We start from the raw sequence: 22,684 nt of genomic DNA on the forward strand, positions 1-22,684 counted from the left end.
ATCACGGCCTGCGGGGGGCGGTGAGGATCCACGATCGCCGCCCGTGTCCTTCCTGCGCCCCTCTGACGGCTGCACGCGCACACGATCACGGATCGAGTGCGCCCGCCGCCCCGTTCCGGGCTGCTCGTGTGCGCCCACGGCCCGGCCGGCGCCGTCGGTGTGCACGCGCCGCCCCACCCGCGCCGCTCGTGTGCACGCGCCGCCCCGCCTACGCCGCTCGTGTGCACCCGCCGCCCCGCCTACGCCGCTCGTGTGCACCCGCCGCCCCACCCACGCCGCCTGTGTGCACCCGCCGCCCCACCCACGCCGCCTGTGTGCATGCGCCGCCTCGCCTACGCCGTTCTGGTCAGGCGGTGACAGGAGTCAGGCGGCGGCGTGGTGGGGGATGACGTGGAGGGAGGTGTGGAGGGCGGCCGTGGTGCGCGGTAGGTCGCCGGTGGCGAGGAGGTCGAGCAGGGTGCCGCGGAGGAGGGCCAGGACGGCGGTGCGGCGGGCCTCGCCCTCGGGGGTGTCGCGTTCGGGGGCGGGCTGGGCGGCGGCGAGCACGGCGAGCCAGTCGGTGACGGTGTCGCGGGCGAAACCGGCCCAGGGGCCGGCCGGGTCGATCAGGGAGCGGCCGTAGGCCTCCACCCAGAGGATGAGCAGGCCGCGGTGCGCGGGGTCGCTGAGCCAGCCCCAGATCCGGAGGGCGACCGCCTCGATCCCACCGGACGGCCCGTGACCGGCCGGCACCGGACCGGGAGTCTCGGGTGAGGCGGCAGGTGCGGGGAGGGGGGCTGTGATGGGGAGGGGGGCTGCGGTGGGGGTGGCGGCGGCGCCCGCGTGGTGGAGGAGGCGGAGTTCGTCGGTGCGGGCGCGGGCGAGGAGGGCCTGGACCAAGCCGTCCTTGCTGCCGAAGAGGAAGAGGAGGACGCGGGGGCTGGAGCCGATCGCGGCGGCGAGCGGGCGCAGGGACAGGGCGGTGAGGCCGTGGGTGCTGACGTAGGCGTACGCCCGCTCCAGAAGCTCGTCGCGCCGTGAGTCCGCCATCACGCTAGTATGCCGACTGAAACGACTGTTTCAGTGAGGCGGAGGCCGGGAGGTGACCATGGGGATCGGGATTCGGCCGCTGGGGCAGCCGGGGGATCTGGGATGGGTGGTGCTGGCGCACGGGGAGCTCTACGCGAGCGAGTACGACTGGGACGGGGACTTCGAGGCGCTCGTCGCGCGGATCGTGGCGGACTACGCGAACGGGCGGGATCCGGAGCGGGAGGACGCGTGGATCGCCGAGCTGGACGGGCGGCGCGTGGGGTGTGTGTTCTGCGTGAGCGCGCCGGACGAGGAGGGGACCGCGGTGCTGCGGACGCTGCTCGTCCATCCGGACGCCCGGGGGTTCGGGCTCGGCGGGCGGCTCGTGGACACCTGTCTCGCGTACGCGGAACGGGTCGGCTATTCGCGGATGCGGCTATGGACGAACGACATCCTGACGGCGGCCCGGCACCTCTATCTGGCGCGGGGATTCCGGTTGACCGCGGAGGAGGCGCACCGCAGTTTCGGCGCGGATCTCGTGGGGCAGACGTACGTCAAAGAATTCTGACAGCAGAAAACGCCACAGACCCGGGGAGCCGGATGGCGCCCCCGGGCCTGTTGGCATTGATCACATGAGCCGCACGAAGGGCTCAGAAGAGGCCGACGCCGATGCCGGCGCTGGCGCTGGCGCTGAGCCCCAGCGAACCGAGGCCGTAGCCGTAGCCGCCGTAGCCGCCGTTGTAGCCGCCGCCGTCGAAGAAGCCACCGTTGTAGTCACTGTCGTTGTAGCCGGTGTTGCCACCCTTGTTGACGTTGATGAGGCCGTTCTGGGCGACGTTGTCGCTGTTGTGCTTCTGCTGGTAGAAGCTGGTGTCGTTGTCGGAGGCGGCGTAGCTGTCACCGCCGAACGGGAAGCCGGTGTCGGACGCCATGGCCGGGCTCGCGAGCGCGAGGCTCGCACCGGTGGCCAGGAACAGACCGGCGAGGTACAGAGCCGGACGACGCATGATGATTCCTTTCGGACGTTGGTTTGACCTCCGAAAGTCTGTCGCGAGCGCACCCGAAATGCACGTTTTTCCGGTAAATAACGTCATTGAGCGCATAATTTAGCCAAAATGGTCACGTAGCCGACAGGGCCGGTCTAAGGTCCTGTGCGGGGAGCCGTGATCCGGGCGGAATGACGGTATAGAGAACCCGACAAGCGCGGGCAGGAATGCGGAAATGCCCTCACCCGTGACAGGGCGAGGGCATCCCTCGAAAGACTGCAAAAACTACAGGCGTACGCCGAGAAGCGCATCCACCGTCGTCGCCAGCAGCGCCGGGCCCTCGGCGTCGGCACCGGTGCCGGCCAGTGCGGCGTCCACCCACGCGTCCACCACGGCGAGCGCGGCCGGGGCGTCGATGTCGTTGCTCAGCGCCTCGCGGACCGCGGCGACGAGCCCGGCGCCGGACGGGCCGGACGGCGCCGCGGCGGCCTCGCGCCACCGGGCCAGCCGCTGCTCCCCCGCCTTGCGGATCTCGTCGGTCCACTCCCGGTCGGCCCGGTAGTGCCCGGAGAGCAGGCCCAGCCGGACCGCCATCGGGTCGATGCCGTCGCCGCGCAGCCGGGAGACGAAGACCAGGTTGCCCTTGGACTTCGACATCTTCTCGCCGTCCAGGCCGATCATGCCGGCGTGCACGTAGTGGCCGGCGAACGGCGCGGCGCCGGTGAGCACCTCGGCGTGCGCGGCCGAGCACTCGTGGTGCGGGTAGAGCAGGTCGCTGCCGCCGCCCTGCACGTCGATGGTGTCGCCGAGCAGGCCGAGGGCGATCGTCGCGCACTCGATGTGCCAGCCGGGACGGCCCGGGCCGAGGTCGCCGCCGTCCCAGACCGGCTCGCCCTCACGGGCGCCGCGCCAGAGCAGTGGGTCGAGCGGGTCGCGCTTGCCGGGCCGCTCCGGGTCGCCACCGCGCTCGGCGGAGAGCGTGGTCATCTCCTCGCGGGAGAGGTTCGACTCGTAGCCCCAGCGCGGGGCGGCGGTGATGTCGAAGTAGACGTCCCCGGTGCCGTCCTCGAGCCGGTACGCGGCCCCCTTGCCGACCAGCTCGGCGACGTGCTCGGCGATCTTCGGGATCGACTCGACCGCGCCCACGTAGTGCGCCGGTGGGATGATCCGCAGCGCCTCCATGTCCTCACGGAACAGGGCGGTCTCCCGCATCGCCAGCACGATCCAGTCCTCGCCGTCGCGCTGCGCACGCTCCAGCAGCGGATCGTCGATATCGGTCACGTTCTGCACGTAGGTCACCTCGTGCCCGGCGTCCCGCCACGCCCGGTTGACCAGGTCGAACGCGATCATCGTGGCCGCGTGGCCGAGGTGGGTGGCGTCGTAGGGCGTGATGCCGCAGACGTACATCGTCGCGGTTCCGTCCGGCGTGACCGGCTGCACCGACCGGCGGGCCGAGTCGTAGAGCCGCAGCGCAGGGGCGTTTCCCGGCAGGGAGGGTACGTCGTGCCCGGTCCAAGCGTCCATGAGACGGAGCCTATCCACCCCTTACCCCGGTGGCCCTCCCCCGTGACCTAAACCTCTGTTCAGACCGGGGGCCAGGGGATGGCCGGCCAGTCCGTCGGGGGCTTGGGGAAGCGGGCGGCGCGGAGCAGGCGCTTGATCCGGAGCCGGACGTGCTGGACCTCGGAGACGGTCAGGTGCTCCTCCAGCTCGCCGGTGAGCGGGCCGTCCAGACAGGCCGTCAGGGCGTGCAGGGTGCTGACCGCCTCGTCGGGGAGGGGACGGCCGGTCCAGCCCCAGAGGACCGTGCGCAGCTTGTTCTCCACGTGGAAGCTGACGCCGTGGTCGACGCCGTGGATGGCGCCGGTCGCCGCGTAGAGCACGTGGGCGCCCTTGCGGTCGGCGTTGTTGATCACCGCGTCGAAGACGGCGAGCCGGGCCAGGCGGGGGTCGTCGGCGTGGGCCAGGGAGTACGCGTCGCCGTCGTCGTCCCGGGCCGCGGCGATCGGGAACCAGCCCTGGGGGACGTCGTAGGCCGGGACGAAACCGATCAGGCCCTCGGCGGCCTCGGGCTCGTCGATCCAGAGCTGGAGCGCGCCCGGGCCGAGCGGGCCGTCACGCAGGATGGTCGGCGGGACCAGGCCCCAGCCGGTGGCCCGGGAGACCAGGTACGCCGAGACCTCGCGGCCGGCGAGCGTGCCGTCCGGGAAGTCCCAGAGCGGGCGCTCGCCGCGGACCGGTTTGTAGACGCAGCGGCGGGTCAGGCCGTGCAGGGTGATCTCGGCGCGCAGCGTGGTGTTCGACGCGTCGGCCAGCCGGCCCTCGATCTCGATCCGGCCGTGGTGAAGCAGCTCGAGGGCGTCCGCCTCGGCCAGCACCTCGGTCGGCTCGGCTGTCACCGGTGGTAGCCGTTGTGCCGGGGACAGAGGTGACCGGCCGGGTCGAGCGGCTGGCCGCAGAGCGGGCAGGGCGGGCGCCCGGCGGCGACCACGCGGCGGGCGCGGTCGATGAACGCGCGGGTGGCCTCCGGCGTCAGGCGGACCCGGAGCCGGTCGAGGTCGTCGTCCGGTTCGTCGTCGTCCTCGTCCTCGTCGTCATCGTCGCCGTCGTCCTCGTCGTCGTCGAGCGGGTCGCTGGAGAGCTCGACCTCGGGCTCACCGGCCTCGATCGCCTCGATCACGACGGTGCCGGTGTCGACGTCGAAGGCGAGGCCGAGGGTGCCGACCCGGAACTCCTCGTCGACCGGGGTGTCGAGGGGCTCGTTGTCGTGCCCGGACAGGACCGGCGCGTCGGGCATGGTCACGCCGAACCGCTTGTTCGCCTCGAGCAGCAGCTCTTCCAGCTTCTCGGCGAGCAGCGACACCTGGACCTTCTCCAGGGCGACGCTGATGACCCTGCCACCACCGCGTGCCTGGAGGAAGAACGTCCGGTCCCCGGGCTCGCCCACCGTCCCGGCGACGAACCGCTCAGGCGGCTCGAAGGCATGCACTTGGTGGGTCATGCGCCAACCCTATCCACCCCGGGCCCGGACCGCGCGGGCCGTGAAGCCGGGTTCGCCTAGGGCGCAATGGCGCCTACGCTGGGGTAACGCGCCGATCACGGAGAGTCGTCAGACGCCGCCACCGGACCCTCCGCCGACCGCCGCGTCGCTCTCCGCGGCCGGGTCGCCGGCCTCCCGATCGGGCGGTACGAGCGAACCCAGCTCACCGGTCTCGTTCACCCTGACCAGGAACGGCCGGGTCGGCGTGAACCGGATCACCGTGATGGACGCCGGGTCCGCGACGATCCTCTGGAACTGGTCCAGATGCAGCCCGAGCGCGTCCGCGACGATGGCCTTGATCACATCGCCGTGGCTGCAGGCCAGCCAGATCGCGTGCGCGCCGTGCTCGGCGGTGACCTTGGCGTCCCAGGCCCGGACCGCAGCGACCGCCCGCGCCGACATGGCCGCCATCGCCTCGCCGTTCGGGAAGGTGACCGCGCTCGGGTGCTGCTGGACGACCGGCCAGAGCGGGTCCTTGGCCAGCTCCCGGAGCGGGCGGCCCTCCCAGTCGCCGTAGCCGCACTCGATCAGGCCCTCGTCCAGCTCCGGCTTCGTGTCCGGGAGGGCGAGCTCCAGGGTCTGCCGGCAGCGGACCAGCGGACTGGAGACGACCTCGGCCAGGGGCAGGTCACGCAGCCGCTCCCCCACCCGGGCGGCCTGGGCACGGCCGGTCTCGTCGAGCTCCACGGGCTGGCGGCCGGCCAGCCCACCGGAGGCGTTCGCGGTGGTACGGCCGTGGCGCAGCAGCAGGACGGTGGCCACTAGCTCGCCACGCCGGACTCTTCGAACGCCTCGGCGACCGTACGCAACGTGGCCAGGCCGGACTCGAGATCGCCCACGTACGGGCTGACCGAGAGCGTGCCGACGCCCGCCGCGGCGTACTCGGAAAGCCTCTTGATGATCTGTGCCTTGTTCCCGATGATCGAGGTGCGCTCGATGAACTCCTGCGGGACGGCGGCCGCGGCCTCGGCGACCTGGCGGCTCAGGTAGAGGTCCTGGACCTCCTTCGCCTGCTTCTCGTAGCCCATCCGGACCGCGAGACGGTTGTAGAAGTTCTGCTCCCGGCTGCCCATCCCGCCGATGTAGAGCGACGCGTACCCGCGCAGCACGTCGGCGCAGGCGGCCAGGTCGTCGCCGACCACCACCGGAACGGTCGGCGCCACGTCGAACCCGTCCATCCCGAGACCCTGCTTCGCCCGGCCGGCCGCGATGTGCCGCAGATGGTCGGCGGCCGCGTCCGGGGCGAAGAAGATCGCCAGCCAGCCGTCGGCGATCTCGCCGGCCAGCTCCAGGTTCTTCGGGCCGACGGCGGCCAGGTAGATCGGGATGTGCGCGCGCGGCGGGTGGAAGCCCAGCTTGATCGCCTTGCCGGCGCCGCCGGGCAGCGGCAGCGTGTAGTGCTCGCCCTGGTACGCCACCCTCTCCCGGGAGAGCGCGAGCTTGACGATGTCCACGTACTCCCGGGTCCGCGCGAGGGGCTTGGCGAACGGGACACCGTGCCAGCCCTCGGAGACCTGCGGGCCGGAGACCCCGAGCCCGAGACGGAACCGGCTGCCGGAGAGCGTGTCCAGGGTCGCGGCGGTCATCGCGGTCATCGCCGGGGTGCGCGCCGGGATCTGCAGCACCGCCGAGCCGATGTCGATCCGCTCCGTCTGACCGGCGATCCAGGCGAGCATGCTCACCGTGTCCGAGCCGTACGCCTCCGCGGCCCAGACCACCGCATAGCCCAGACGATCCGCCTCCCGGGCCATCGCCAGGTGATCGGCGGGCGTGCTCCACGCCGTCTGGTAGCCGAGGTTGAGTCCGAGCCGCACGTTCCCTCCCGAGATCACCGAATGCTCCGCCCGCAAGCGTACTGATAGAACCCGCCAGCGTTTCGGTCCGGTAACCGACGGACCTTGACGAGCCGGAGGATTTCGCCGAAGACCCACTCTGAATAAGGTTCACTCATGCACCAGCGACCGCTCGGCCGAAGCGGGCTAGCGGTCTCGCGGCTCGCCCTCGGCACCATGACCTGGGGACGGGACACCGACCCCGACGACGCCGCCGAACAGCTCAAGCTCTTCCTGGAGGCCGGCGGCACCCTGCTCGACACCGCGGACGTGTACGGCGGCGGGGACGCCGAGGCGGTGATCGGCTCGCTCCTCGACCACCTCGTCCCGCGCGACGAGGTGGTGATCGCCACCAAGGCCGGACTCACTCCGCACGGCTGGCGGCACCGCGACGGCTCCCGGGGCAACCTGCTGCGTTCCCTGGACGCCTCGCTGCGCCGGCTCGGCACCGACTACGTCGACCTCTGGCAGGTGCACGGGTACGACGGGCAGACCCCGTTCGAGGAGACGCTGTCCGCTCTGGATCACGCGGTGGACAGCGGCCGGGTGCGGTACGTGGGCGTCTCCAACTTCGCGGCGTGGCAGACGGCGCGGGCGGCGACCTGGCAGAGCGCGTACCCCGGACGGGCCCCGATCGTGGCCGCGCAGATGGAGTACTCGCTGGTCGAGCGGGGCATCGAGCGCGAGGTGCTGCCCGCCGCGGCGGCGCTCGGCTTCGGCGTGCTGGCCTGGTCGCCGCTGGGACGCGGGGTGCTGACCGGCAAGTACCGCAACGGGCGGCCGCTGGACTCGCGGGCGGCCTCCGAGCATCTGGCGCCGTTCGTGCAGACGTACCTGGAACCACGCAGTTCCAGCATCGTCGAGGCGGTGGTGACGGCGGCGTCCGGGCTCGGGGTGTCCCCGCTGGAGGTCGCGCTCGCCTGGATCCGCGACCGGCCGGGCGTGGCGGCCCCGATCCTGGGGGCGCGGACCGCCGGGCAGTTGCAGGGCGCGCTCCGCAGCGAGCAGCTGACACTGCCCGCCGAGATAGCATTCGCGCTCGACGACGTCTCGGCGATCGAGGTGGGTTACCCCGAACGGGAGGGCGCGGGGTTCCTCACAGGCTGAGGTCTGGTGCGCGGACTCGGCACGGGCGCATATTAGATCGCATGGACTACGAATACGCGCCGCTCAGGTTGCCCTCGAATGTCGATCGGTTGACCGCGGCGGCGCAGCTCGCCATACAGGCGGAGTTCTCCGGGTGGGAGCTGGCCCGGGTCCAGCTCTTCGCCGACGGCACCCGGAAGGTGATGCTCCGCCGCCGGGTCCAGCCGACGCCGCAGCCCGGCCTCAGCTACTGAGAAGGCCCGTCCGAGTGGACGGGCCTTCGTCGTTGCGCGACCCGAGTCGCATGGCGCCTGTCGTTGTCGAGGGTGCCGAAGACGGCAAGCGCAGCGGGGCCGATTTCGGTGCCCTCGACAACGGCTCACAGAGGCGCCATGCCGCCGAGCGGAGCGCGGCAATCAGGGATGATTGTGGCCCGCGTGGTCGTCTTCCTCGTCGGGGAGGAAGGGGTGCTCGTCCAGGCGGCCGACCAGGGTGTCGGTCTCGACCGGGGCGAACGGGCCGGAGCCGTCGGCGTCGTCGAAGGCCTCCAGGTCCAGGGGCTTCTCGACCTCGGTGACGGTGAGCAGGCCGTCGAGCGGCTCCAGCTCGGGCACGTCCAGCGACGCCAGCGAGCCGTCGCCGGCCTGGAGCAGCTCCAGCACGGCCTCGCCGACCGACTCGACCGGGCCGGCGTCCTCGTCGTCCGGGACCGAGCTGCGGCGCGCGGTCTCGGCGACCCGCAGCAGCGCGGAGACGCTGGGCACGCGGTAGTCACGGCGCTGCCGCACCGAGATCACCTTGGGGTACGGGTCCCCCGCCGCGGCGCTCGCGCCCTCGGCCGCCAGGAAGCGCTGGTCCGCCTCGTCCGGGTCGATCGACTCGACGTCCCACGGAGTCACCTCGCCGTACGCGTCGAGCAGCTTCTCGTCGTACGCGAAAGAGGCGTTGTTGAGGTCGACGTACGCCTGCCAGACGTCGTCGTCGTCGATGCGGCCGGCGGCCGCCTTGACGGCCTCCAGATGCGCCCGCGCCGCTTCGACTACCCGCTCGAGGGCGGCGTCGAGTTCAGCGTTCTGGTCGCTCATCAGTATGGGGGTCCTTCCGAGATCTAGCTGTTGCGGAGCAGTCGGTCTAGCACACGCACGCCGAACTCTAGCCCCTCCACGGGGACGCGCTCGTCAATGCCGTGGAACAGGGCCGCGAAGTTCAGGTCCGGGGGCAACCGCAGCGGGGCGAACCCGAAGCAGCGGATGCCCAGGGTGGAGAACGCCTTGGCGTCGGTACCCCCGGACATCAGGTACGGCACAGTACGCGCACCGGGGTCCTCGGCCCGCAGCGCGGCGGCCATCGCGTCGACCAGTTCGCCGCCGAACTCGGTCTCCACGGCCGGCTGCTGGTGGACGTGCTCGATCTCGACGTCCGGGCCGATCACCTCGCGCAGCTCGCGCAGGAACGCGTCGGCCTGGCCGGGCAGCGTCCGGCAGTCGATGGTCGCGGACGCCTTGCCGGGGATCACGTTGTCCTTGTAGCCGGCCTCGAGGCGCGTCGGGTTCGCGGTGTTGCGGATGGTGGCGCCGATCAGGTTCGCGATCGGGCCGAGCTTGGAGATCGCGAGCTCCGGGTCGTCCGGGTTCAGATCGATCTGCAGGGCGTCCGAGACCTGCTCCAGGAACGCCCGTACGGTGGGAGTGAGAACCACCGGGAAGCGGTGGCGCCCCACCCGGGCGACCGCCTCGGCGAGCGCGGTCACCGCGTTGTCGTCGTGGATGAACGAACCGTGGCCGGGACGGCCGTGCGCGTGCAGGCGGAGCCAGTCGAGGCCCTTCTCGGCGGTCTGCACGAGGTAGAGGCGCAGGTCGTCGTTGACGGTGTAGGAGTACCCGCCGACCTCGCCGATCGCCTCGGTGACACCCTCGAAGTGGCCGGGGTGGTTCTGCACCAGCCACTGGGAGCCGTACTCCATGCCGGCTTCCTCGTCGGCGGTGTACGCCAGCACGATGTCGCGGGGCGGCACGTACCCGGTGCGCCGCCACTCGCGGACCACCGAGAGCACCATCGCGTCGAAGTCCTTCATGTCGACGGCGCCGCGGCCCCAGAGGTAGCCGTCCTTGACCTCACCGCTGAACGGGTGCACCGACCACTCGCTCGCGTCGGCCGGCACCACGTCCAGGTGGCCGTGGACCAGCAGGGCGCCGCGGGACCGGTCGGCGCCGGGGATCCGGGCGACCAGGTTCGCGCGCTTCGGCGCCGATTCGAGCAGTGTCGTCTCGATGCCCACCTCGGACAGGCTCTCGGCCACGTACTCCGCGGCGGCCCGTTCGCCCACGGTGGTCCGCGGGTCCCCGGTGTTGGTGGTATCGATGCGCAGCAGATCGCGGCAGATGCCGACGACCTCGTCCACGGCGGAGGTGGGAGTACTCATCGCCCCTTCTTACCAGCTCAGTGTTGCCGGCCTTCAGTCCGATCCATGGGCGGCGGGCGGGGCGGCCGGATGGGGGGGTTTGGGGGGAGAGCCGCGCAGGGTAACCCCGCGCACATGTCGGATGTGAATCTCCCCCCGCTGCCCCCGGTGGGCGGCCAGATCTCCGGGCGCAGTGTCGTCGACGTCCTCACCGAGCAGCACAGCGAGCTGCTCTCCCTGACCGAGCGACTGGCCGACCCCAGAGTGCGGTCGGTCCTGGTCGCGACCGTCTCCCGGCACCTCTCCGCCGAGGAGCAGTACCTCCATCCCGCGATCCGCCAGGCGGTGCCGGACGGCGACCGGATCGCCGACCGCGAGCTGGCCGAGGACCGCGAGCTGCTGAAGCTGCTGGTCGCCGAGGACTGGGAGCAGATCGTCGAGGGGGTCCGGCGGCACGTCGCGGCGGACGCCGGCGAGCTCTTCCCGCTGCTGGAGCAGATGGTGCCGGCCGACGACATGATCCGCCTGGGCAACCGGGTGGAGACGGCCGCCGAGTCGGCGCCGACCCGCCCGCATCCGGGCACTCCGGTCACACCGCCGTGGAACAAGGTCGTCGACCCGTTGGTGGGTGCGGTCGACAAGGTCCGGGACGTGGTCACTGCGCGTACGACGTACGCTCGCGATCTGTAAGCAAAGCTTCCATAACGGGCGTTTAGTTACGCTCGTCCCATTGTTTTACTGCTTTGTCACAACCCATCGATCTTTCCACGGGTTGTAGGTCTAGCGTTCGATCCCTTTCAAGTCCTAACGTCACGCTATGAACCTGGAGCTGCGGCATCTGAAGGTGGTCTGCGCCATCGCGGAGACCGGCAGCGTGACCAAGGCCGCGTCACAACTCGGCTTGGCCCAACCCGCGCTCACCGCACAGCTGCAACGCATCGAACGCACCCTCGGCGGTCCCCTCTTCGACCGGGACCGCCGGGGCGCCCGACCCACCGCGCTCGGCGAGCTGGTGCTCTCCCGGGCCCGGGTCCTGCTGCCCGCCATGAAGGGACTGCAGGACGAGGCCGCCCGGCTGGCCGCCGGCGGCTTCAGCACGTTGAGCCGCTATCGCATCGGCGCCATCGGCGGCCCGGTCTTCGCGCACCTGCTGCACCGGATCTCCGCCGACCAGCCCGAGGCGCAGATCTCCACATACGCGTCCTACTACGTCGACGAGCTGGCCACCATGGTGCTCAACGGCAAGCTGGACTACGCGCAGGTCGGCGTCTGCGGCGACGCCCTGCCCTCGGCCGAGTACGGCCTGGTCTGGGACACCATCGCGGTCGACGCGGTCTGCGTGCTGATGCGCGAGGACCACCCCCAGGCGAAGGGCCTGGAGGTCGACCTGGCCGAGCTGGCGTCCGAGCAGTGGTCCGCGGCGGCCGGCGACGGCTGCTTCGAGGACTGCTTCGCGGCGGCCTGCGCCCGGGCCGGCTTCGCGCCACGGCGGGTCCTGGAGACCGACGTGCGCGCCTGCATCGACATGGTCGAGCTCGGCGTGGCGATCGGGCTCTGCCAGCCCACGTTCCGCCCACCGGCCGGGCTGACCACGCGGCCGCTCAAGGGCGCGCCGCTGCGCTGGCGGCTGCTGCTCGGCTGGCACCCCGAGTCACCGGCCTCCCGCTCCTCGGCGAAGACCCTGGAACTGGCGCGGGAGTCGTACCGGGACGTGATCGCCCGGAACGAGGACTACGTCGAGTGGACCCGCGACCACCCGCACCTGGGAGGCAGCAGCGGCACACAACTGGCCGCGGCCTGAGAGGACCGCGGCCAGCACGAGGGCTATCGCGCGGAGACCGGCCGCGAGGTCGACTCCACATCGAAGGTGAGCTGCCCGTCCCGGGCGTCCACCCGGACCGTCTGCCCCGGCGCCAGGTCCGCGGCGAGCAGCATCTTCGACAGCCGGTTGTCGAGTTCACGCTGGATCGTCCGGCGCAGCGGGCGGGCGCCGAACTCGGGCTGGAAGCCCCGCTCGGCGAGCCAGTCCACGGCCCCGTCGGTGATCTCCAGGCTGACGTCCTGGGCGTGCAGCCGGCGGCGGGTCGCCTCCAGCATCATCTCGGTGATCCGGTGCAGCTGGACGTCCTCCAGTTGCCGGAAGACGATGATCTCGTCGATCCGGTTGATGAACTCCGGCCGCAGCTGCTCCTTGAGCCGCCGGTCCAGCCGGACCCGCAGCTCCTCGTCGGCCTTCTCGCCACCGCCGAACCCGACGGCGCGGGTGCTGCCGGTGATCAGGTCCGAGCCGAGGTTGCTCGTCATGATCAGAACGGTGTTCTTGAAGCTCACCACCCGGCCCTGACTGTCGGTGAGCCGGCCGTCGTCCAGCACCTGCAGCAGGATGTTGAAGACGTCCGGGTGCGCCTTCTCGATCTCGTCCAGCAGCACCACGCTGTACGGGCGGCGCCGCACCGCCTCGGTCAGCTGGCCGGCCTCGTCGTAACCGACGTACCCGGGCGGGGCGCCGACCAGCCGGGACACGGTGTGCCGCTCCTGGAACTCGCTCATGTCCAGCCGGATCATCCGGTCCGGCTCGCCGAACAGCGCCTCCGCCAGCGAACGCGCCAGCTCGGTCTTGCCGACACCGGTCGGCCCGAGGAACAGGAAACTGCCCACCGGACGGTCCGGGTCGCCCAGGCCGGCCCGTGACCGGCGGACCGCCTCGGCGACCGCCTCGACCGCGTCCTCCTGGCCGATCACGTGCTCGTGAAGGTGCTGCTCCAGCCGGAGCAGACGGTCCCGCTCGGCCTCGGTCAGCTGTGCCACCGGGATGCCGGTCGCCCGCGAGACCACCTCGGCCACGTCGTCCTCGGTCACCTGCGGCACCCCGTCCGGGCCCGCGCCGACCCCGGCGATCTGCGCCTTCAGGTCGTTGATCTGGTCCCGGAGCTGCGAGGCGAGCTCGTAGCGCTCGGCGGCCACCGCCTGGTCCCGGTCCCGGCTCAGCTGCTCCAGCCGGCGCTCCCGCTCGCGCAGGTTCGCGTCCGGCGTCTTCACCCGCAGCCGCACCCGGGCACCCGCCTGGTCGACCAGGTCGATCGCCTTGTCCGGCAGGAACCGGTCGGTGATGTAGCGGTCCGAGAGCACCGCGGCGGCGTCCAGCGCCTCGTCGGTGATGCGTACCTGATGGTGGGCCTCGTAGTTGTCCCGCAGCCCGCGCAGGATCGCCACGGTGTCCTCCACCGTCGGCTCCCCCACCAGCACCGGCTGGAAGCGCCGGGCCAGCGCCGCGTCCTTCTCGATGTGCTTGCGGTACTCGTCCAGCGTGGTCGCACCGATCACCCGCAGCTGACCACGGGCCAGCGCCGGCTTCAGCATGTTGCTGGCGTCCATCCCGCCACCCTCGCCGCCACCGCCGGCACCGACCAGGGTGTGGATCTCGTCGAGGAAGACGATCAGGTTGTCCCCGGACGCCTTGATCTCGTCGATCACCTTGCGCAGGCGCTCCTCGAAGTCGCCGCGGTAGCGCGTACCGGCGACCAGCCCGGCCAGATCGAGCTGCACCACCCGCTTGTCCTGCAGCGTCAGCGGCACCTCACCGTCCACGATCCGCTGTGCCAGGCCCTCGACGATCGCCGTCTTACCCACGCCTGCTTCGCCGATCAGGACGGGATTGTTCTTGGTACGCCGTGACAGGATCTCCACGGCCTGCTCGATCTCGTCGGCGCGCCCGATCACCGGGTCGATCTCGCCGCGCCGGGCCGACTCGGTCAGGTCCACGCCGAACTGCTCCAGCGTCGGCGTCTTGGTCGCACCGCGCACCGCGCTCGGCCCCGTGCCGTGGTGCCCGTGCCCGGACGGCACCCCGACGGCCGCCTCCGCGTTCGGGATCGCCCGCGGGTCGAGCCGCCCGGCGAGCAGCCGCCCCGCGACCGAGTCGGTGTTCAGCCCCAGCGCCATCAGGATGTGCTCGGGCCCGATGTACGACGCGGCCACCGCACGGGAGATCTGCAGGCTGTCCAGCAGTGCCCGCTTGGCGGCCGGGGTCAGCGCGACCTGCTCGGGGACGTCCCGGTCGGCGGCGCTCATGTCCGCCGCGAGATTCGCCGCCGCGGTACGGGTGGCCTCGTCACCGGCCCGCGCGTCCAGCTCGTGCAGCAGGGTCTCCGGGTCGGCACCGGCACGGCGTACCGTCTGCTTCATCGGCTCCTGCTGGAGCACGGCCCAGAGCAGGTGGTCGGTGTCGAGGTCGGCCATCGCCCGGTCGCTCGCGGCACCGAGGTCGGCGGCGTGGCGGGCGGCGTCGGCCAGCACCTGCCGCGCGTCGTTGCTCATGTAGCGTGCGATGTCGATGCGCGGCGCCGTCCGGCGCGGCTCGGCCGCACCGAAGAAGCGCGCGAACAGGTCGTCCCACTGACCGGGTCCACCCGGTCCGATCGGTCCGATGCTCATCAGTCTCTCTTCTCCTGGTACCTCGCGGACGATGAAGCGCCAGCCGGACCAACCGGCGAACGCCACCATCCAGACTGTTGGAACCGCGTAGGGCAGGAGGCTGATTCCCGTTCTTCGCCGAAAGTTGATAGGAGTGTGCTCAACTTCATGACCGCACCAGATGAGTCCGACTGTCCGGAAATGACACCTTTGGTCATCGTCGACGGGGCGAACGTGGTCGGTTCCGTCCCGGACGGCTGGTGGCGCGACCGGGCCGGCGCGGCCGCCCGGCTCCGCGACGCCCTCTCCCCGGTGCTCGCCGCGGGCCTGCCCGGCCTCGCCGCCCCGGTCGAGGTGATCCTGGTCGTCGAGGGGCGCGCCCGGGACGTTCCGCCGGTGCCGGGCGGCGTCCGCGTCGAGCGCGCGCCCGGCTCCGGCGACGACCGGATCATCGATCTGGTGCGCACGGAGCCGGCCGGCCGTCGCGTCGTGGTGGTCACCGCCGACCGTGGCCTCCGCGACCGCGCCACGGCCCTGGGCGCCGAGATCCGCGGCCCGTCGGCGGTGCCGCGCGGCACCCGGGCGGAGCGCGGCGGGAGTGAAAGGGGAGGCGGACGGGGAAGAAAGGAGGAAGGCTGGGTAGTGGAAGAGGAGGGGCCGGTGCGGGGACCGGGAGGAGAGTGATCCACAATGGAGCATTGCTGGTGAGACGGGCCGGCGGGGGCGTCACCGGTGTCGATGCCGGGGTGTCGCGGTGCTCGGGGACTGCCAAATTAGGGCATCCGAGGACGGCGAGGCGGGAACCGGGCGGTAATGTGGCAGTAGCAAGTGGAACCAGGGTTTCAGGAGGCTGCACGGGTGGCCAGTGTCGCCGAGCTCAGAGCGGCCGTGGACGCCGCGCTCCAGCAGGTTTCCGAGGGGCAGGCGGCGATACAGGCGGCCCGGGAGAAACTCGGGGAGGCGCAGCAGAGTCTGGCCGCGGCGCTCGACGGCAGCAGTCACGACGCCGTGGGCGCGGCGCACGCCTCGCTCTCCCAGGCTGATCAGCAGCTGGAGGAGTGCCTGAGCGCGACGCTGGTGGCGGTCGAGCAGGCGCAGACCTACACGGCGACCCTCTGACGCGATGTCACTGTTGCAGGAACTCGGCGCCCAGCTCCGGGCCGCCTCAGACGAACTCCCCGTCGGTCAGGTGAGCGTCGCGCTGGAGAAGCTGCGGAGCGCCACGGAGATCCTCGCCTGGCTTCGCGAGGAGTCGCAGGACCCGATGGGCGTACCCCAACTGGGAAATGCGACCGAACACGCGGAACGCGCGGCAGCGGCCCTGCGCATCGCTCAGGATGCGATCGCCACCTACCTGGCCGCGGCCGGGCTGGCCGGTGAGACGGGCGCGCAGCCACGCCAGGAATGGCGCGAGGCGCTGCGGCCCGAGCCGGAGCAGCACGGCGGCGGTGAGCAGCAACGACAGCCCACCGGTGAGGCGCTCGGGCCCTGGTGGCAGCAGCGCGTCGCCGAGCTGACCGGCGAGCCCGCCCCGGCCGAGGGCGAGACCGCGGAACCGACCGGGAAGGAGTCCGGGGACAGTGCCGAGCTGCTGCGCCGGGTGGCCGCGGGGGTGCGGGCGGGTGACCGGTCGCGTCTCGGGCGGGAACTGCACGCGGTGAACGCGTCGACCGGGCTCGGCCTGGCCGCGGTCACGCCGCCGGTGCTGCACCGGCTCGCCGGCGACCTCCTCGGGCACGAGCCCCGGCCGGAGGACGTGGCCCGGTTGCGGACCGCTGCGCAGGGACGGGTCCGGGCGCTGCTGCCGGGCACGTCGCCGGCGGTCCTGGAGACCCTGATCGACCGGATCTGCCGGGTTCCGGTACGCCAGGAGGGCCGCGCCCCCGGCCATCCGGCGGACAACGCGGTGACCGCCAGCGTGCTCACCGGCGTACTGCTGGCCCGGCTGGGACGAGACGCCGGGTCGCTCGACCCGGACGCGCCCGAACCGGTCCGCCGGGACGCCGAGCCCGGGGAGAAGCACCGATGATCCACCCCACCCGATTCCCTGCGACGATGCCGGCGGGTCATGGCTGAATCCACCAAGCACCAGGTCATGGAGATCCGGGCCGGGCTGTCCCATGCTCTCGGCGCCGCGCAGACCGCCCTCGACCAGGCGCGCCGGGACGAGGCCGAGGCCATCGCCGCGAACGAGCGGGTGGCCGCCGCCGCGCTGGGCCGCAAGCGGAAGCTCGCCGCGTCCCATGAGGAACGGCTCCGGGAGATCGACGCGTGGCACCGGACCGAGCTGACCAAGCTGTCCGGTGCTGCGGCCGGCGCCGCCGACCGGGCCGCGCCGGGCGCCGCCGGGGAGGCCTGGCACAGCTGGGAGCCGACGCCGCTGAACCGGGCCGCCGAGCTGCGGGTGGGCCGGCTGCTGCTGCCCGAGGCGCCGGCGCCGCAGCCGTCCCGCAGCGAGCGGCCCTGGCAGTGGGACGAGGAGGAGACCCCGCCGGAGGAGCCGCCGGGCGAGGTGCCGGCGCTGGTCCAGCTGCTGGACCGCGGGCACGTGGTGGTCCGGGGCGACCGGCGGCTCGGCGACGACGTGGTGGCCGGGCTGCTGCTGCGGGCGCTGGGCACGAGCGTTCCGGGTGCGGTCCGCCTGATCGGGTACGACCCCGAGCACCTGGGCGGCGGGCTGGCCGGCTTCGCCCCGCTGGCCCCGGCCGGAGTGCTCACCTTCGTCGGGCCGGGCGGCCTGCCGGGGCTGCTCGACGAACTGGTCGACCAGGTCCGCCGGATCAACGAGACCGTGCTGGCCGGGGAGTATTCGTCCCTCCGGGAGCTGCACGCGGCCACCCGGCGCCGCCCGGAGCCGTGGCGGGTGGCGGTGCTGCTCGGCGCCGGGGAGTTGTCCCGGCACGAGCGCTCCCAGCTGGACCGGCTGCTCCGGACCGGCGCGGCCTGCGGGGTGCACCTGGTCATCCACGGCCTGGCGGTCGAGCCCGGTCCGGGGATCGAGGTGATCACGGCGGCCGAGGGTGCGGCGGCGCGGATCAGCGGGGCGGGGGCTCTGCCCGTACTCCTGGATCCCGGTCCTCCGCCCGCGGTGCTGACCTCGACCTGCCGGCAGATCGCCGAGGCCGTGGCGGCGGGCCCGGCACCGGTCGCGCTGGACAGCCTGCTGCCGGAGCAGGGCGCCGAGTGGCGGGAGAGCTCGGCCACCGGCCTGACCGCGCCGCTCGGGGACAGTCCACAGGGGCCCCGGGTGATGGTGACGCTGAGCGACTACCCGCCGCACGCGCTGATCGCAGGGCCCTCCGGTACCGGCAAGACGAACTTCATCTACGCCTGGATGGGCGCGCTCGCCGCCCGCTACTCCCCCGCCGAACTGGCGTTCTACCTGCTCGACTTCAAAGAGGGGGTGTCGTTCGCCCGGTTCGCGCCGGGGCGGCGGGACCCGAGCTGGCTGCCGCACGTCCGGCTGGTCGGGGTGAACGTCAACACGGACCGTGAGTTCGGGCTGGCGCTGCTCCGGTTCCTCGGCACCGAGCTGCGACGGCGGGCGGACGCGGCCAAGCGGTACGAGGTGACCAACCTGGCCGAGCTGCGCACCGAGGACCCGGAGGGCTCGTGGCCGCGGATCGTCGCGGTGGTGGACGAGTTCCAGGTGCTGCTCTCCGGCCGGGACGCGGTCGAGCGGGAGGCCGTCGACCTGCTGGAGGACCTGGCCCGGCGCGGCCGCTCGCAGGGCATCCACCTGGTCCTGGCCAGTCAGGACGTCTCCGGTATCGAGGCGCTCTGGGGCCGCCCGGCGCTGGTCGCCCAGTTCTCGCTACGGATCGCGCTGCCCCGGGCCCGCCGGGTGCTGGCCGAGACGAACGGCGCGGCCGACTCGCTGCCCCGGTACCACGCGGTGGTCAACGCGGACTCCGGTGCCACCGAGGCCAACCGGATCGTCCGGGTACCGGCCGCCGGCGACCGCGAGCAGTGGAGCGACCTGCAGCACCGGTTGTGGCGGCGGCGACCGGCGGAGGCCGGTGCGCCCCGGCTCTTCGACGGCGACGTGATCCCGAAGCTGACCGAGAGCCCGGACTTCCGGGCGATCGAGCCGGCCGAGCGGGTGGCCGCCCCGGTGGCGATGCTCGGCGAGACGATCGACGTGCTGGCCCGGTCGGCGCGGACCGTGCTGCGGCGGGCGCCGGGGCGCAACCTCGCGGTGCTCGGCACCCGGGTGGACGAGGCCTGCGCGGTGCTCGCCACGGCGGGCCGCTCACTCGCCGCGCAGTTCACCCCGGAGGGCGCCCGCTTCTCGATCGTCTGCCTCGACCCGGACGCCGGTGCCGCCGCGCGGTCGCTGCACGAGCGGATCCCGGGCTCCGGCCTCTTCGACGCCGACAGCGTCGACTGGCTGCTGGAGGACGCCGTCGCCGATGCGACCAGCGCCTACCCCGGGGATCGTCCGCACTTCATTCTCCTGTACGCCGCGGACGCGCTCCCCGGTGACAGGGAGACGGCGGAGCAGCTGCGGACCGTGCTGCGCCAGGGTCCGGAACGGCGGCTGCACGTGCTGGGCTGGTGGCGCGGCGCCGGGCTGCTGCGGGACTCGCTGGGCGGCACCGGGTCGCGGACCGACGCGATCGGCTCCTGGGTGGCCCTGGACGTGCACGGCAGCGAGCTCGCGCCGTTCTATCCGGGTGCCGGCGCGCCGAACTGGTATCCGCGGCCCTGGCGGGCGCTGCACTTCGACCGCTCGGTGCACCGTGGCGCCGAGGTGATCATTCCGTACGGGACGTCATGAGCGAACTGCAACCGGCCGACCCGAGCGCGGCCGACTACCGGACCCTCCTGCTGCGGCTGACCTCGCTGGACCGCCGGGCCGCGGGGCTGCGCAGCGAGGCCGAGAAGTGGCACGGGGAGCAGACCACGGCCGCCGACGACGCGGTCCACGAGGCGGAGAACGAGGTGGGCGCGGCCCGGCACGCCGTCCGCCTGGCCCGGCGGGACAAGGAGAAGGTGGACGCCGACGCGGCCCTCCTCTGGTCGGACTACGTGCACAAGGTCGGCCCGGCGGCGGAGCGCTTCGGGCGGAACCTGCCCCCGGCCAGCATCCCCCGGCAGCGCGACGACCGGCACGCCCGGGACTACCTGGACGAGGTGGAGAACCGGGTCAAGTACACGCCGAAGGCCCGGCCGATCACGTTCCTCACCAAGGTGCTCTTCGGGGTCCTCGGGTTCGCCGGCGGGTTCCTCGGTTTCCTCGGCAACCAGCTGCTGCGGACGACCGGGGCGGCCGCGGCGGGCGACTGGCACCAGGCGGCGCCGGTGGTGGCCCTGCTGGTGTTGCTGGCCTGCCCGGTGCTGGCGGTGGTCACCGCGAAGAAGCTGGCCGACCGCCGGGGCGCGAGCATGGACATCGCGGCGGTGGTGACGGTGCTGGCCACCGGGCTGGTGACGGCGCTGCTGCTCTACACCGCCGTGCGCTATTCGGCGGGCTGAACAGGGATCAGGACGGCACCCGGGGCGGGAAGAGAGCGCGACGGGCGCGTGCCTCGGCCTCCAGCGCGGGCGGCACGTCGAGGTGGGCGCCCACGCCGTGTGCCTCGTCGCACTCCAGGTCGCCGGCGGGATCGTATTCGGGACCCTCGGCGGCCGGCGGGCGGACGTCCTCGGTCTCGTCGTGCGGCTCGGTCGTGCGGTCCGGCTCGGTCATACGGTCCGTTGTACCCGGCCGGGGGCCGCGGAATCGCGCGTTCGCGAAGTTCGCCCGGCGCTCGCCCCGGATCGGGTCCGGGTGATGGAGATGGCGCGTACCCGGAAAGGGTCTGAAAAACCATCCGGATCGACGAACGCCGACCTCAATTGTCGACAGGAATATCACCGATGCATTCCGGGGCCCGCCGGACGGGCCCCGGAGCGTCTCTCAGCTGGCGCGGCGCTCGCGGACCTGCTTGCAGTTCACGCACGTGGTCGCGGACGGGAAGACCTCCAGCCGCTCCACCGGGATCGGGTTGGAGCACCCCTCACAGTTGCCGTACGTCCCGGCGTCGAGCCGCGCGATGGCGTGCTCGGCCTGGGTCCGCCGGTCGTGCAGTGTGCGCAGCAGCGACGTGGCCGCGTCCCGCTCGGCCGTCTTCGAGCCGCTGTCGGCCTGGTCGTCGCCGGCCGCGTCGCCGATCTCGACCAGCCGCAGCCGCTGGTTCTGCGCGACGGCCTCCTCGTACTCCGTATCGAGCTCCGTGTACCGGCTCCGCAGGAGCACCCGGATCTGCTCGATCTCCTCGGCCGAGCGCACCTTCGCGGTGCTCGAGCCCTTACCCGCAACAACCGCTCCGTTGACGAGCATGCAGTCCCCCTGCCCTTCCCTCAGCCCCAGCCGGTGGCCATCAGCCCGGGTCACCTCGCCCCGGTCCGGCTCGACATGGAGCCGGTCGATACCCACCGCCGAAGATCCCAAACGAGACCTCCGCGAAAAAAGTAACCGGAGCATAACTGTCAGTGGTCGAATCCGCCACGGACTCGGCATGCGGGTCTTGTGCCGGAGGTCACCCCACGCCCGTGACCAGGGCCGGGTGCTTCGGATCGTCCACCCGTACGACCACGTCCGCGAAGGATGCCGGGGCCACCTCGGCCTCGTAGCGCCGGAACGCGGGCAGGGTCCACTGCCGGTCCGGGGCGGTCCGGCGGGCGAGCGCGGGCGGGCTCACCGCAAGGTGGACGGTGAACTCGAACGGCAGCCCCGAACCGAGCAGCAGAGGCCCGTTGACCAGCACGATCGCGTTCTCCGGAAGGGCTTGGTACGGCTCCCGCGCGGCCCGGTCCGTCGTCGCGTTCCAGAGACGCGTGACGATCCGGCCGGTGCCGTCCGGGGCCGCCGGGGCGAGCGCCTCACGGATCAGCCCGGCCTCGTCGAACCAGCCGGTGTAGAACGAGTCCGGATTGGTCCGGCCGTGCTCCAGACGCAGTGAGGCCGGCCGGAGGAAGTCGGCAGTATCGATGCGAACGGCCGGACGGCCCCGCACTCGCAACGGACTGACCAGGGCATCCGCGAGACGGCCCGGTTCGGCGGCATCAGCACCGTCGATGGCGACCCGGAGCCGGCTGTCGGATTCCCGACTCGTCAACCGGTCCACGAGATCATCGACCAGGGCCTCGAAGGAGACGGGGCGAACGCGCATGGCCCCATGATCCCCGGTCGCGGTGAGCACGATCGGGGACCGTACCGGCGTGAGTGATTCGAAGTACAGTGCCGGATTTGCGGCCGTCCCACCCAGTGGACGGCGGCCGTCGTCAGTCGAGCGGGACGATCGCCACCCGGGCGTCGTCGGCGAGCCGGTAGCCCACCCCGTACACCGTGGTGATCGCCGGGACGTGGGCGCCCAGCTTGAGCCGCAGCCGCCGGACGTGGACGTCCACGGTGCGCTCGCCGGCCCGCTCGTAGCCCCAGACCCCGGAGAGCAGCTGCGCCCGGCTGAACACCCGGCGGGGCCGCTCGGCGAGGTAGAGCAGCAGGTCGAACTCCAGGCGGGTGAGCGGCAGCTCCCGGCCCTCCAGCAGGGCCTGGCGCGGACCGGCCAGGAGACGGACCTCCGGGCCGGTGGCGACCGGTTCCGGCTCGACCTCCGGCTCCGGCTCCGGCTCGGAGAGCGTCTCGGCCGCCTCCACGGTGACCGTGCCCCGGCTCAGCTCGACCAGCTCACGGACCGCGGCGAGCAGGCGGTGTGCCTGCGGCGAGACCGCGTCGCCGGTGAGCGGAATGGCGAGCGTCACGGTCAGCGCAGGTTCGGCTCGACGGTTTCCCGGGCCACGGCCCGGTCCGGCGGAACGACGATCGGCACGCGGCGACAATGCGCTGACCGGCATTGATTGATCCCCCAAGGTTTTTGCTGCGGCAAGCGAATGCTATTGATCACTGTGCGTAAAAGCGGGGACGATATTT

General features: G+C 72.3%; 23 protein-coding genes and 1 pseudogene. 10 read left to right on the forward strand and 14 right to left on the reverse strand.

Annotation, left to right across the window (positions count from 1 at the left end; translation table 11 throughout):
• Nucleotides 1-363: 363 nt before the first annotated feature.
• Nucleotides 364-1,029 carry a TetR family transcriptional regulator gene (locus AB0M08_RS23720; protein ID WP_364497000.1) on the reverse strand — a complete coding sequence of 222 codons (666 nt, stop codon included), beginning with the start codon at nucleotides 1,027-1,029 and terminating at the stop codon, nucleotides 364-366.
• A 58-nt stretch (nucleotides 1,030-1,087) separates the two neighbouring features.
• Between AB0M08_RS23720 and AB0M08_RS23725 the strand changes: the two genes are divergently transcribed.
• Nucleotides 1,088-1,576: a GNAT family N-acetyltransferase gene (locus AB0M08_RS23725; RefSeq protein WP_364497003.1), complete on the forward strand. Its 489-nt coding sequence runs from the start codon at nucleotides 1,088-1,090 to the stop codon at nucleotides 1,574-1,576.
• Between the two features lie 82 nt (nucleotides 1,577-1,658).
• On the opposite strand, the gene AB0M08_RS23730 is transcribed toward AB0M08_RS23725, so the two are convergent.
• From AB0M08_RS23730 to AB0M08_RS23755, 6 genes are all read right to left on the reverse strand, one after another.
• Complete coding sequence (locus tag AB0M08_RS23730) at nucleotides 1,659-2,015, reverse strand: hypothetical protein (protein ID WP_364497005.1); 357 nt, start codon at nucleotides 2,013-2,015, stop codon at nucleotides 1,659-1,661.
• Nucleotides 2,016-2,279: 264 nt separating this feature from the next.
• A complete protein-coding gene (gene mshC, locus AB0M08_RS23735; protein WP_364497008.1) occupies nucleotides 2,280-3,518 on the reverse strand; it encodes a cysteine--1-D-myo-inosityl 2-amino-2-deoxy-alpha-D-glucopyranoside ligase in 1,239 nt (412 codons plus the stop codon).
• Nucleotides 3,519-3,577: 59 nt separating this feature from the next.
• Complete coding sequence (locus tag AB0M08_RS23740) at nucleotides 3,578-4,393, reverse strand: SCO1664 family protein (RefSeq protein WP_364497009.1); 816 nt, start codon at nucleotides 4,391-4,393, stop codon at nucleotides 3,578-3,580.
• Entirely contained in the window at nucleotides 4,390-4,995 is a 606-nt protein-coding gene (locus tag AB0M08_RS23745; protein WP_364497012.1) for a DUF3090 domain-containing protein, read from the reverse strand. The genes AB0M08_RS23740 and AB0M08_RS23745 overlap by 4 nt, the downstream gene beginning before the upstream one ends.
• Nucleotides 4,996-5,103: 108 nt before the next feature.
• Nucleotides 5,104-5,796: an MSMEG_4193 family putative phosphomutase gene (locus tag AB0M08_RS23750; protein WP_364497015.1), complete on the reverse strand. Its 693-nt coding sequence runs from the start codon at nucleotides 5,794-5,796 to the stop codon at nucleotides 5,104-5,106.
• Nucleotides 5,796-6,848, reverse strand: coding sequence for an LLM class F420-dependent oxidoreductase (locus AB0M08_RS23755; RefSeq protein ID WP_364497018.1), 1,053 nt, complete (start codon nucleotides 6,846-6,848; stop codon nucleotides 5,796-5,798). The genes AB0M08_RS23750 and AB0M08_RS23755 overlap by 1 nt, the downstream gene beginning before the upstream one ends.
• A 135-nt stretch (nucleotides 6,849-6,983) precedes the next feature.
• Here AB0M08_RS23755 and AB0M08_RS23760 point away from each other — a divergent pair, with 135 nt between their 5' ends.
• Nucleotides 6,984-7,973 (forward strand): aldo/keto reductase, encoded by a 990-nt coding sequence (locus AB0M08_RS23760; RefSeq protein WP_364497021.1) that lies wholly within the window; start codon nucleotides 6,984-6,986, stop codon nucleotides 7,971-7,973.
• 41 nt (nucleotides 7,974-8,014) lie between these two features.
• Nucleotides 8,015-8,206 (forward strand): DUF5703 family protein, encoded by a 192-nt coding sequence (locus tag AB0M08_RS23765; protein ID WP_284915033.1) that lies wholly within the window; start codon nucleotides 8,015-8,017, stop codon nucleotides 8,204-8,206.
• Nucleotides 8,207-8,368: 162 nt separating this feature from the next.
• Here the strand turns inward: AB0M08_RS23765 and AB0M08_RS23770 are convergent, their stop codons facing one another.
• Both AB0M08_RS23770 and AB0M08_RS23775 read right to left on the reverse strand, forming a co-directional pair.
• On the reverse strand, nucleotides 8,369-9,037 hold the full coding sequence (locus tag AB0M08_RS23770; RefSeq protein WP_364497024.1) for a hypothetical protein: 669 nt from the start codon (nucleotides 9,035-9,037) through the stop codon (nucleotides 8,369-8,371).
• A gap of 23 nt (nucleotides 9,038-9,060) precedes the next feature.
• A complete protein-coding gene (locus tag AB0M08_RS23775; RefSeq protein ID WP_364497027.1) occupies nucleotides 9,061-10,374 on the reverse strand; it encodes a M20/M25/M40 family metallo-hydrolase in 1,314 nt (437 codons plus the stop codon).
• A 114-nt stretch (nucleotides 10,375-10,488) separates the two neighbouring features.
• Between AB0M08_RS23775 and AB0M08_RS23780 the strand changes: the two genes are divergently transcribed.
• Both AB0M08_RS23780 and AB0M08_RS23785 read left to right on the forward strand, forming a co-directional pair.
• Nucleotides 10,489-11,043, forward strand: coding sequence for a hemerythrin domain-containing protein (locus AB0M08_RS23780; RefSeq protein WP_364497030.1), 555 nt, complete (start codon nucleotides 10,489-10,491; stop codon nucleotides 11,041-11,043).
• A 127-nt stretch (nucleotides 11,044-11,170) separates the two neighbouring features.
• A complete protein-coding gene (locus AB0M08_RS23785) occupies nucleotides 11,171-12,154 on the forward strand; it encodes a LysR family transcriptional regulator (protein WP_364497033.1) in 984 nt (327 codons plus the stop codon).
• A gap of 23 nt (nucleotides 12,155-12,177) precedes the next feature.
• Here AB0M08_RS23785 and AB0M08_RS23790 read toward each other — a convergent pair whose 3' ends face one another.
• On the reverse strand, nucleotides 12,178-14,772 hold the full coding sequence (locus AB0M08_RS23790) for an ATP-dependent Clp protease ATP-binding subunit (RefSeq protein WP_364497116.1): 2,595 nt from the start codon (nucleotides 14,770-14,772) through the stop codon (nucleotides 12,178-12,180).
• Nucleotides 14,773-14,967: 195 nt separating this feature from the next.
• Here AB0M08_RS23790 and AB0M08_RS23795 point away from each other — a divergent pair.
• From AB0M08_RS23795 to AB0M08_RS23815, 5 genes and pseudogenes are all read left to right on the forward strand, one after another.
• Nucleotides 14,968-15,324, forward strand: a pseudogene (locus AB0M08_RS23795) (hypothetical protein); the annotation flags it as partial.
• 300 nt (nucleotides 15,325-15,624) lie between these two features.
• Complete coding sequence (locus tag AB0M08_RS23800; RefSeq protein ID WP_364497035.1) at nucleotides 15,625-15,885, forward strand: hypothetical protein; 261 nt, start codon at nucleotides 15,625-15,627, stop codon at nucleotides 15,883-15,885.
• Nucleotides 15,886-15,889: 4 nt separating this feature from the next.
• The gene (locus AB0M08_RS23805; RefSeq protein ID WP_364497038.1) at nucleotides 15,890-16,795 is read left to right on the forward strand and encodes a hypothetical protein; all 906 of its coding nucleotides are present in this window, start codon (nucleotides 15,890-15,892) and stop codon (nucleotides 16,793-16,795) included.
• Between the two features lie 39 nt (nucleotides 16,796-16,834).
• Nucleotides 16,835-19,546, forward strand: a complete 2,712-nt coding sequence (locus AB0M08_RS23810) for an FtsK/SpoIIIE domain-containing protein (RefSeq protein ID WP_364497041.1) — start codon at nucleotides 16,835-16,837, stop codon at nucleotides 19,544-19,546.
• On the forward strand, nucleotides 19,543-20,244 hold the full coding sequence (locus tag AB0M08_RS23815) for a hypothetical protein (protein WP_364497044.1): 702 nt from the start codon (nucleotides 19,543-19,545) through the stop codon (nucleotides 20,242-20,244). The genes AB0M08_RS23810 and AB0M08_RS23815 overlap by 4 nt, the downstream gene beginning before the upstream one ends.
• Nucleotides 20,245-20,251: 7 nt before the next feature.
• Here AB0M08_RS23815 and AB0M08_RS23820 read toward each other — a convergent pair whose 3' ends face one another.
• From AB0M08_RS23820 to AB0M08_RS23835, 4 genes are all read right to left on the reverse strand, one after another.
• Entirely contained in the window at nucleotides 20,252-20,458 is a 207-nt protein-coding gene (locus AB0M08_RS23820) for a hypothetical protein (RefSeq protein ID WP_364497047.1), read from the reverse strand.
• A gap of 210 nt (nucleotides 20,459-20,668) precedes the next feature.
• A complete protein-coding gene (locus tag AB0M08_RS23825; RefSeq protein ID WP_364497050.1) occupies nucleotides 20,669-21,091 on the reverse strand; it encodes a TraR/DksA C4-type zinc finger protein in 423 nt (140 codons plus the stop codon).
• Between the two features lie 199 nt (nucleotides 21,092-21,290).
• Nucleotides 21,291-21,923: a uridine kinase gene (locus tag AB0M08_RS23830; RefSeq protein ID WP_364497053.1), complete on the reverse strand. Its 633-nt coding sequence runs from the start codon at nucleotides 21,921-21,923 to the stop codon at nucleotides 21,291-21,293.
• A gap of 112 nt (nucleotides 21,924-22,035) precedes the next feature.
• Complete coding sequence (locus AB0M08_RS23835; RefSeq protein WP_364497056.1) at nucleotides 22,036-22,515, reverse strand: winged helix-turn-helix domain-containing protein; 480 nt, start codon at nucleotides 22,513-22,515, stop codon at nucleotides 22,036-22,038.
• Nucleotides 22,516-22,684 lie beyond the last annotated feature (169 nt).

This window comes from Actinoplanes sp. NPDC051851 (assembly GCF_040681165.1).
Taxonomy (GTDB): domain Bacteria; phylum Actinomycetota; class Actinomycetes; order Mycobacteriales; family Micromonosporaceae; genus Actinoplanes.

What these genes read in the sequence shown, in the direction of transcription:
- AB0M08_RS23820 (WP_364497047.1), bottom strand. Translation starts at nt 20,458, where the DNA reads ATGACCGAGCCGGACCGCACGACCGAGCCGCACGACGAGACCGAGGAC.
- mshC (WP_364497008.1), bottom strand. Translation starts at nt 3,518, where the DNA reads ATGGACGCTTGGACCGGGCACGACGTACCCTCCCTGCCGGGAAACGCC.
- AB0M08_RS23725 (WP_364497003.1), top strand. Translation starts at nt 1,088, where the DNA reads ATGGGGATCGGGATTCGGCCGCTGGGGCAGCCGGGGGATCTGGGATGG.
- AB0M08_RS23730 (WP_364497005.1), bottom strand. Translation starts at nt 2,015, where the DNA reads ATGCGTCGTCCGGCTCTGTACCTCGCCGGTCTGTTCCTGGCCACCGGT.
- AB0M08_RS23745 (WP_364497012.1), bottom strand. Translation starts at nt 4,995, where the DNA reads ATGACCCACCAAGTGCATGCCTTCGAGCCGCCTGAGCGGTTCGTCGCC.
- AB0M08_RS23825 (WP_364497050.1), bottom strand. Translation starts at nt 21,091, where the DNA reads ATGCTCGTCAACGGAGCGGTTGTTGCGGGTAAGGGCTCGAGCACCGCG.
- AB0M08_RS23810 (WP_364497041.1), top strand. Translation starts at nt 16,835, where the DNA reads ATGGCTGAATCCACCAAGCACCAGGTCATGGAGATCCGGGCCGGGCTG.
- AB0M08_RS23765 (WP_284915033.1), top strand. Translation starts at nt 8,015, where the DNA reads ATGGACTACGAATACGCGCCGCTCAGGTTGCCCTCGAATGTCGATCGG.
- AB0M08_RS23760 (WP_364497021.1), top strand. Translation starts at nt 6,984, where the DNA reads ATGCACCAGCGACCGCTCGGCCGAAGCGGGCTAGCGGTCTCGCGGCTC.
- AB0M08_RS23815 (WP_364497044.1), top strand. Translation starts at nt 19,543, where the DNA reads ATGAGCGAACTGCAACCGGCCGACCCGAGCGCGGCCGACTACCGGACC.
- AB0M08_RS23785 (WP_364497033.1), top strand. Translation starts at nt 11,171, where the DNA reads ATGAACCTGGAGCTGCGGCATCTGAAGGTGGTCTGCGCCATCGCGGAG.
- AB0M08_RS23830 (WP_364497053.1), bottom strand. Translation starts at nt 21,923, where the DNA reads ATGCGCGTTCGCCCCGTCTCCTTCGAGGCCCTGGTCGATGATCTCGTG.
- AB0M08_RS23770 (WP_364497024.1), bottom strand. Translation starts at nt 9,037, where the DNA reads ATGAGCGACCAGAACGCTGAACTCGACGCCGCCCTCGAGCGGGTAGTC.
- AB0M08_RS23780 (WP_364497030.1), top strand. Translation starts at nt 10,489, where the DNA reads ATGTCGGATGTGAATCTCCCCCCGCTGCCCCCGGTGGGCGGCCAGATC.
- AB0M08_RS23720 (WP_364497000.1), bottom strand. Translation starts at nt 1,029, where the DNA reads ATGGCGGACTCACGGCGCGACGAGCTTCTGGAGCGGGCGTACGCCTAC.
- AB0M08_RS23805 (WP_364497038.1), top strand. Translation starts at nt 15,890, where the DNA reads ATGTCACTGTTGCAGGAACTCGGCGCCCAGCTCCGGGCCGCCTCAGAC.
- AB0M08_RS23775 (WP_364497027.1), bottom strand. Translation starts at nt 10,374, where the DNA reads ATGAGTACTCCCACCTCCGCCGTGGACGAGGTCGTCGGCATCTGCCGC.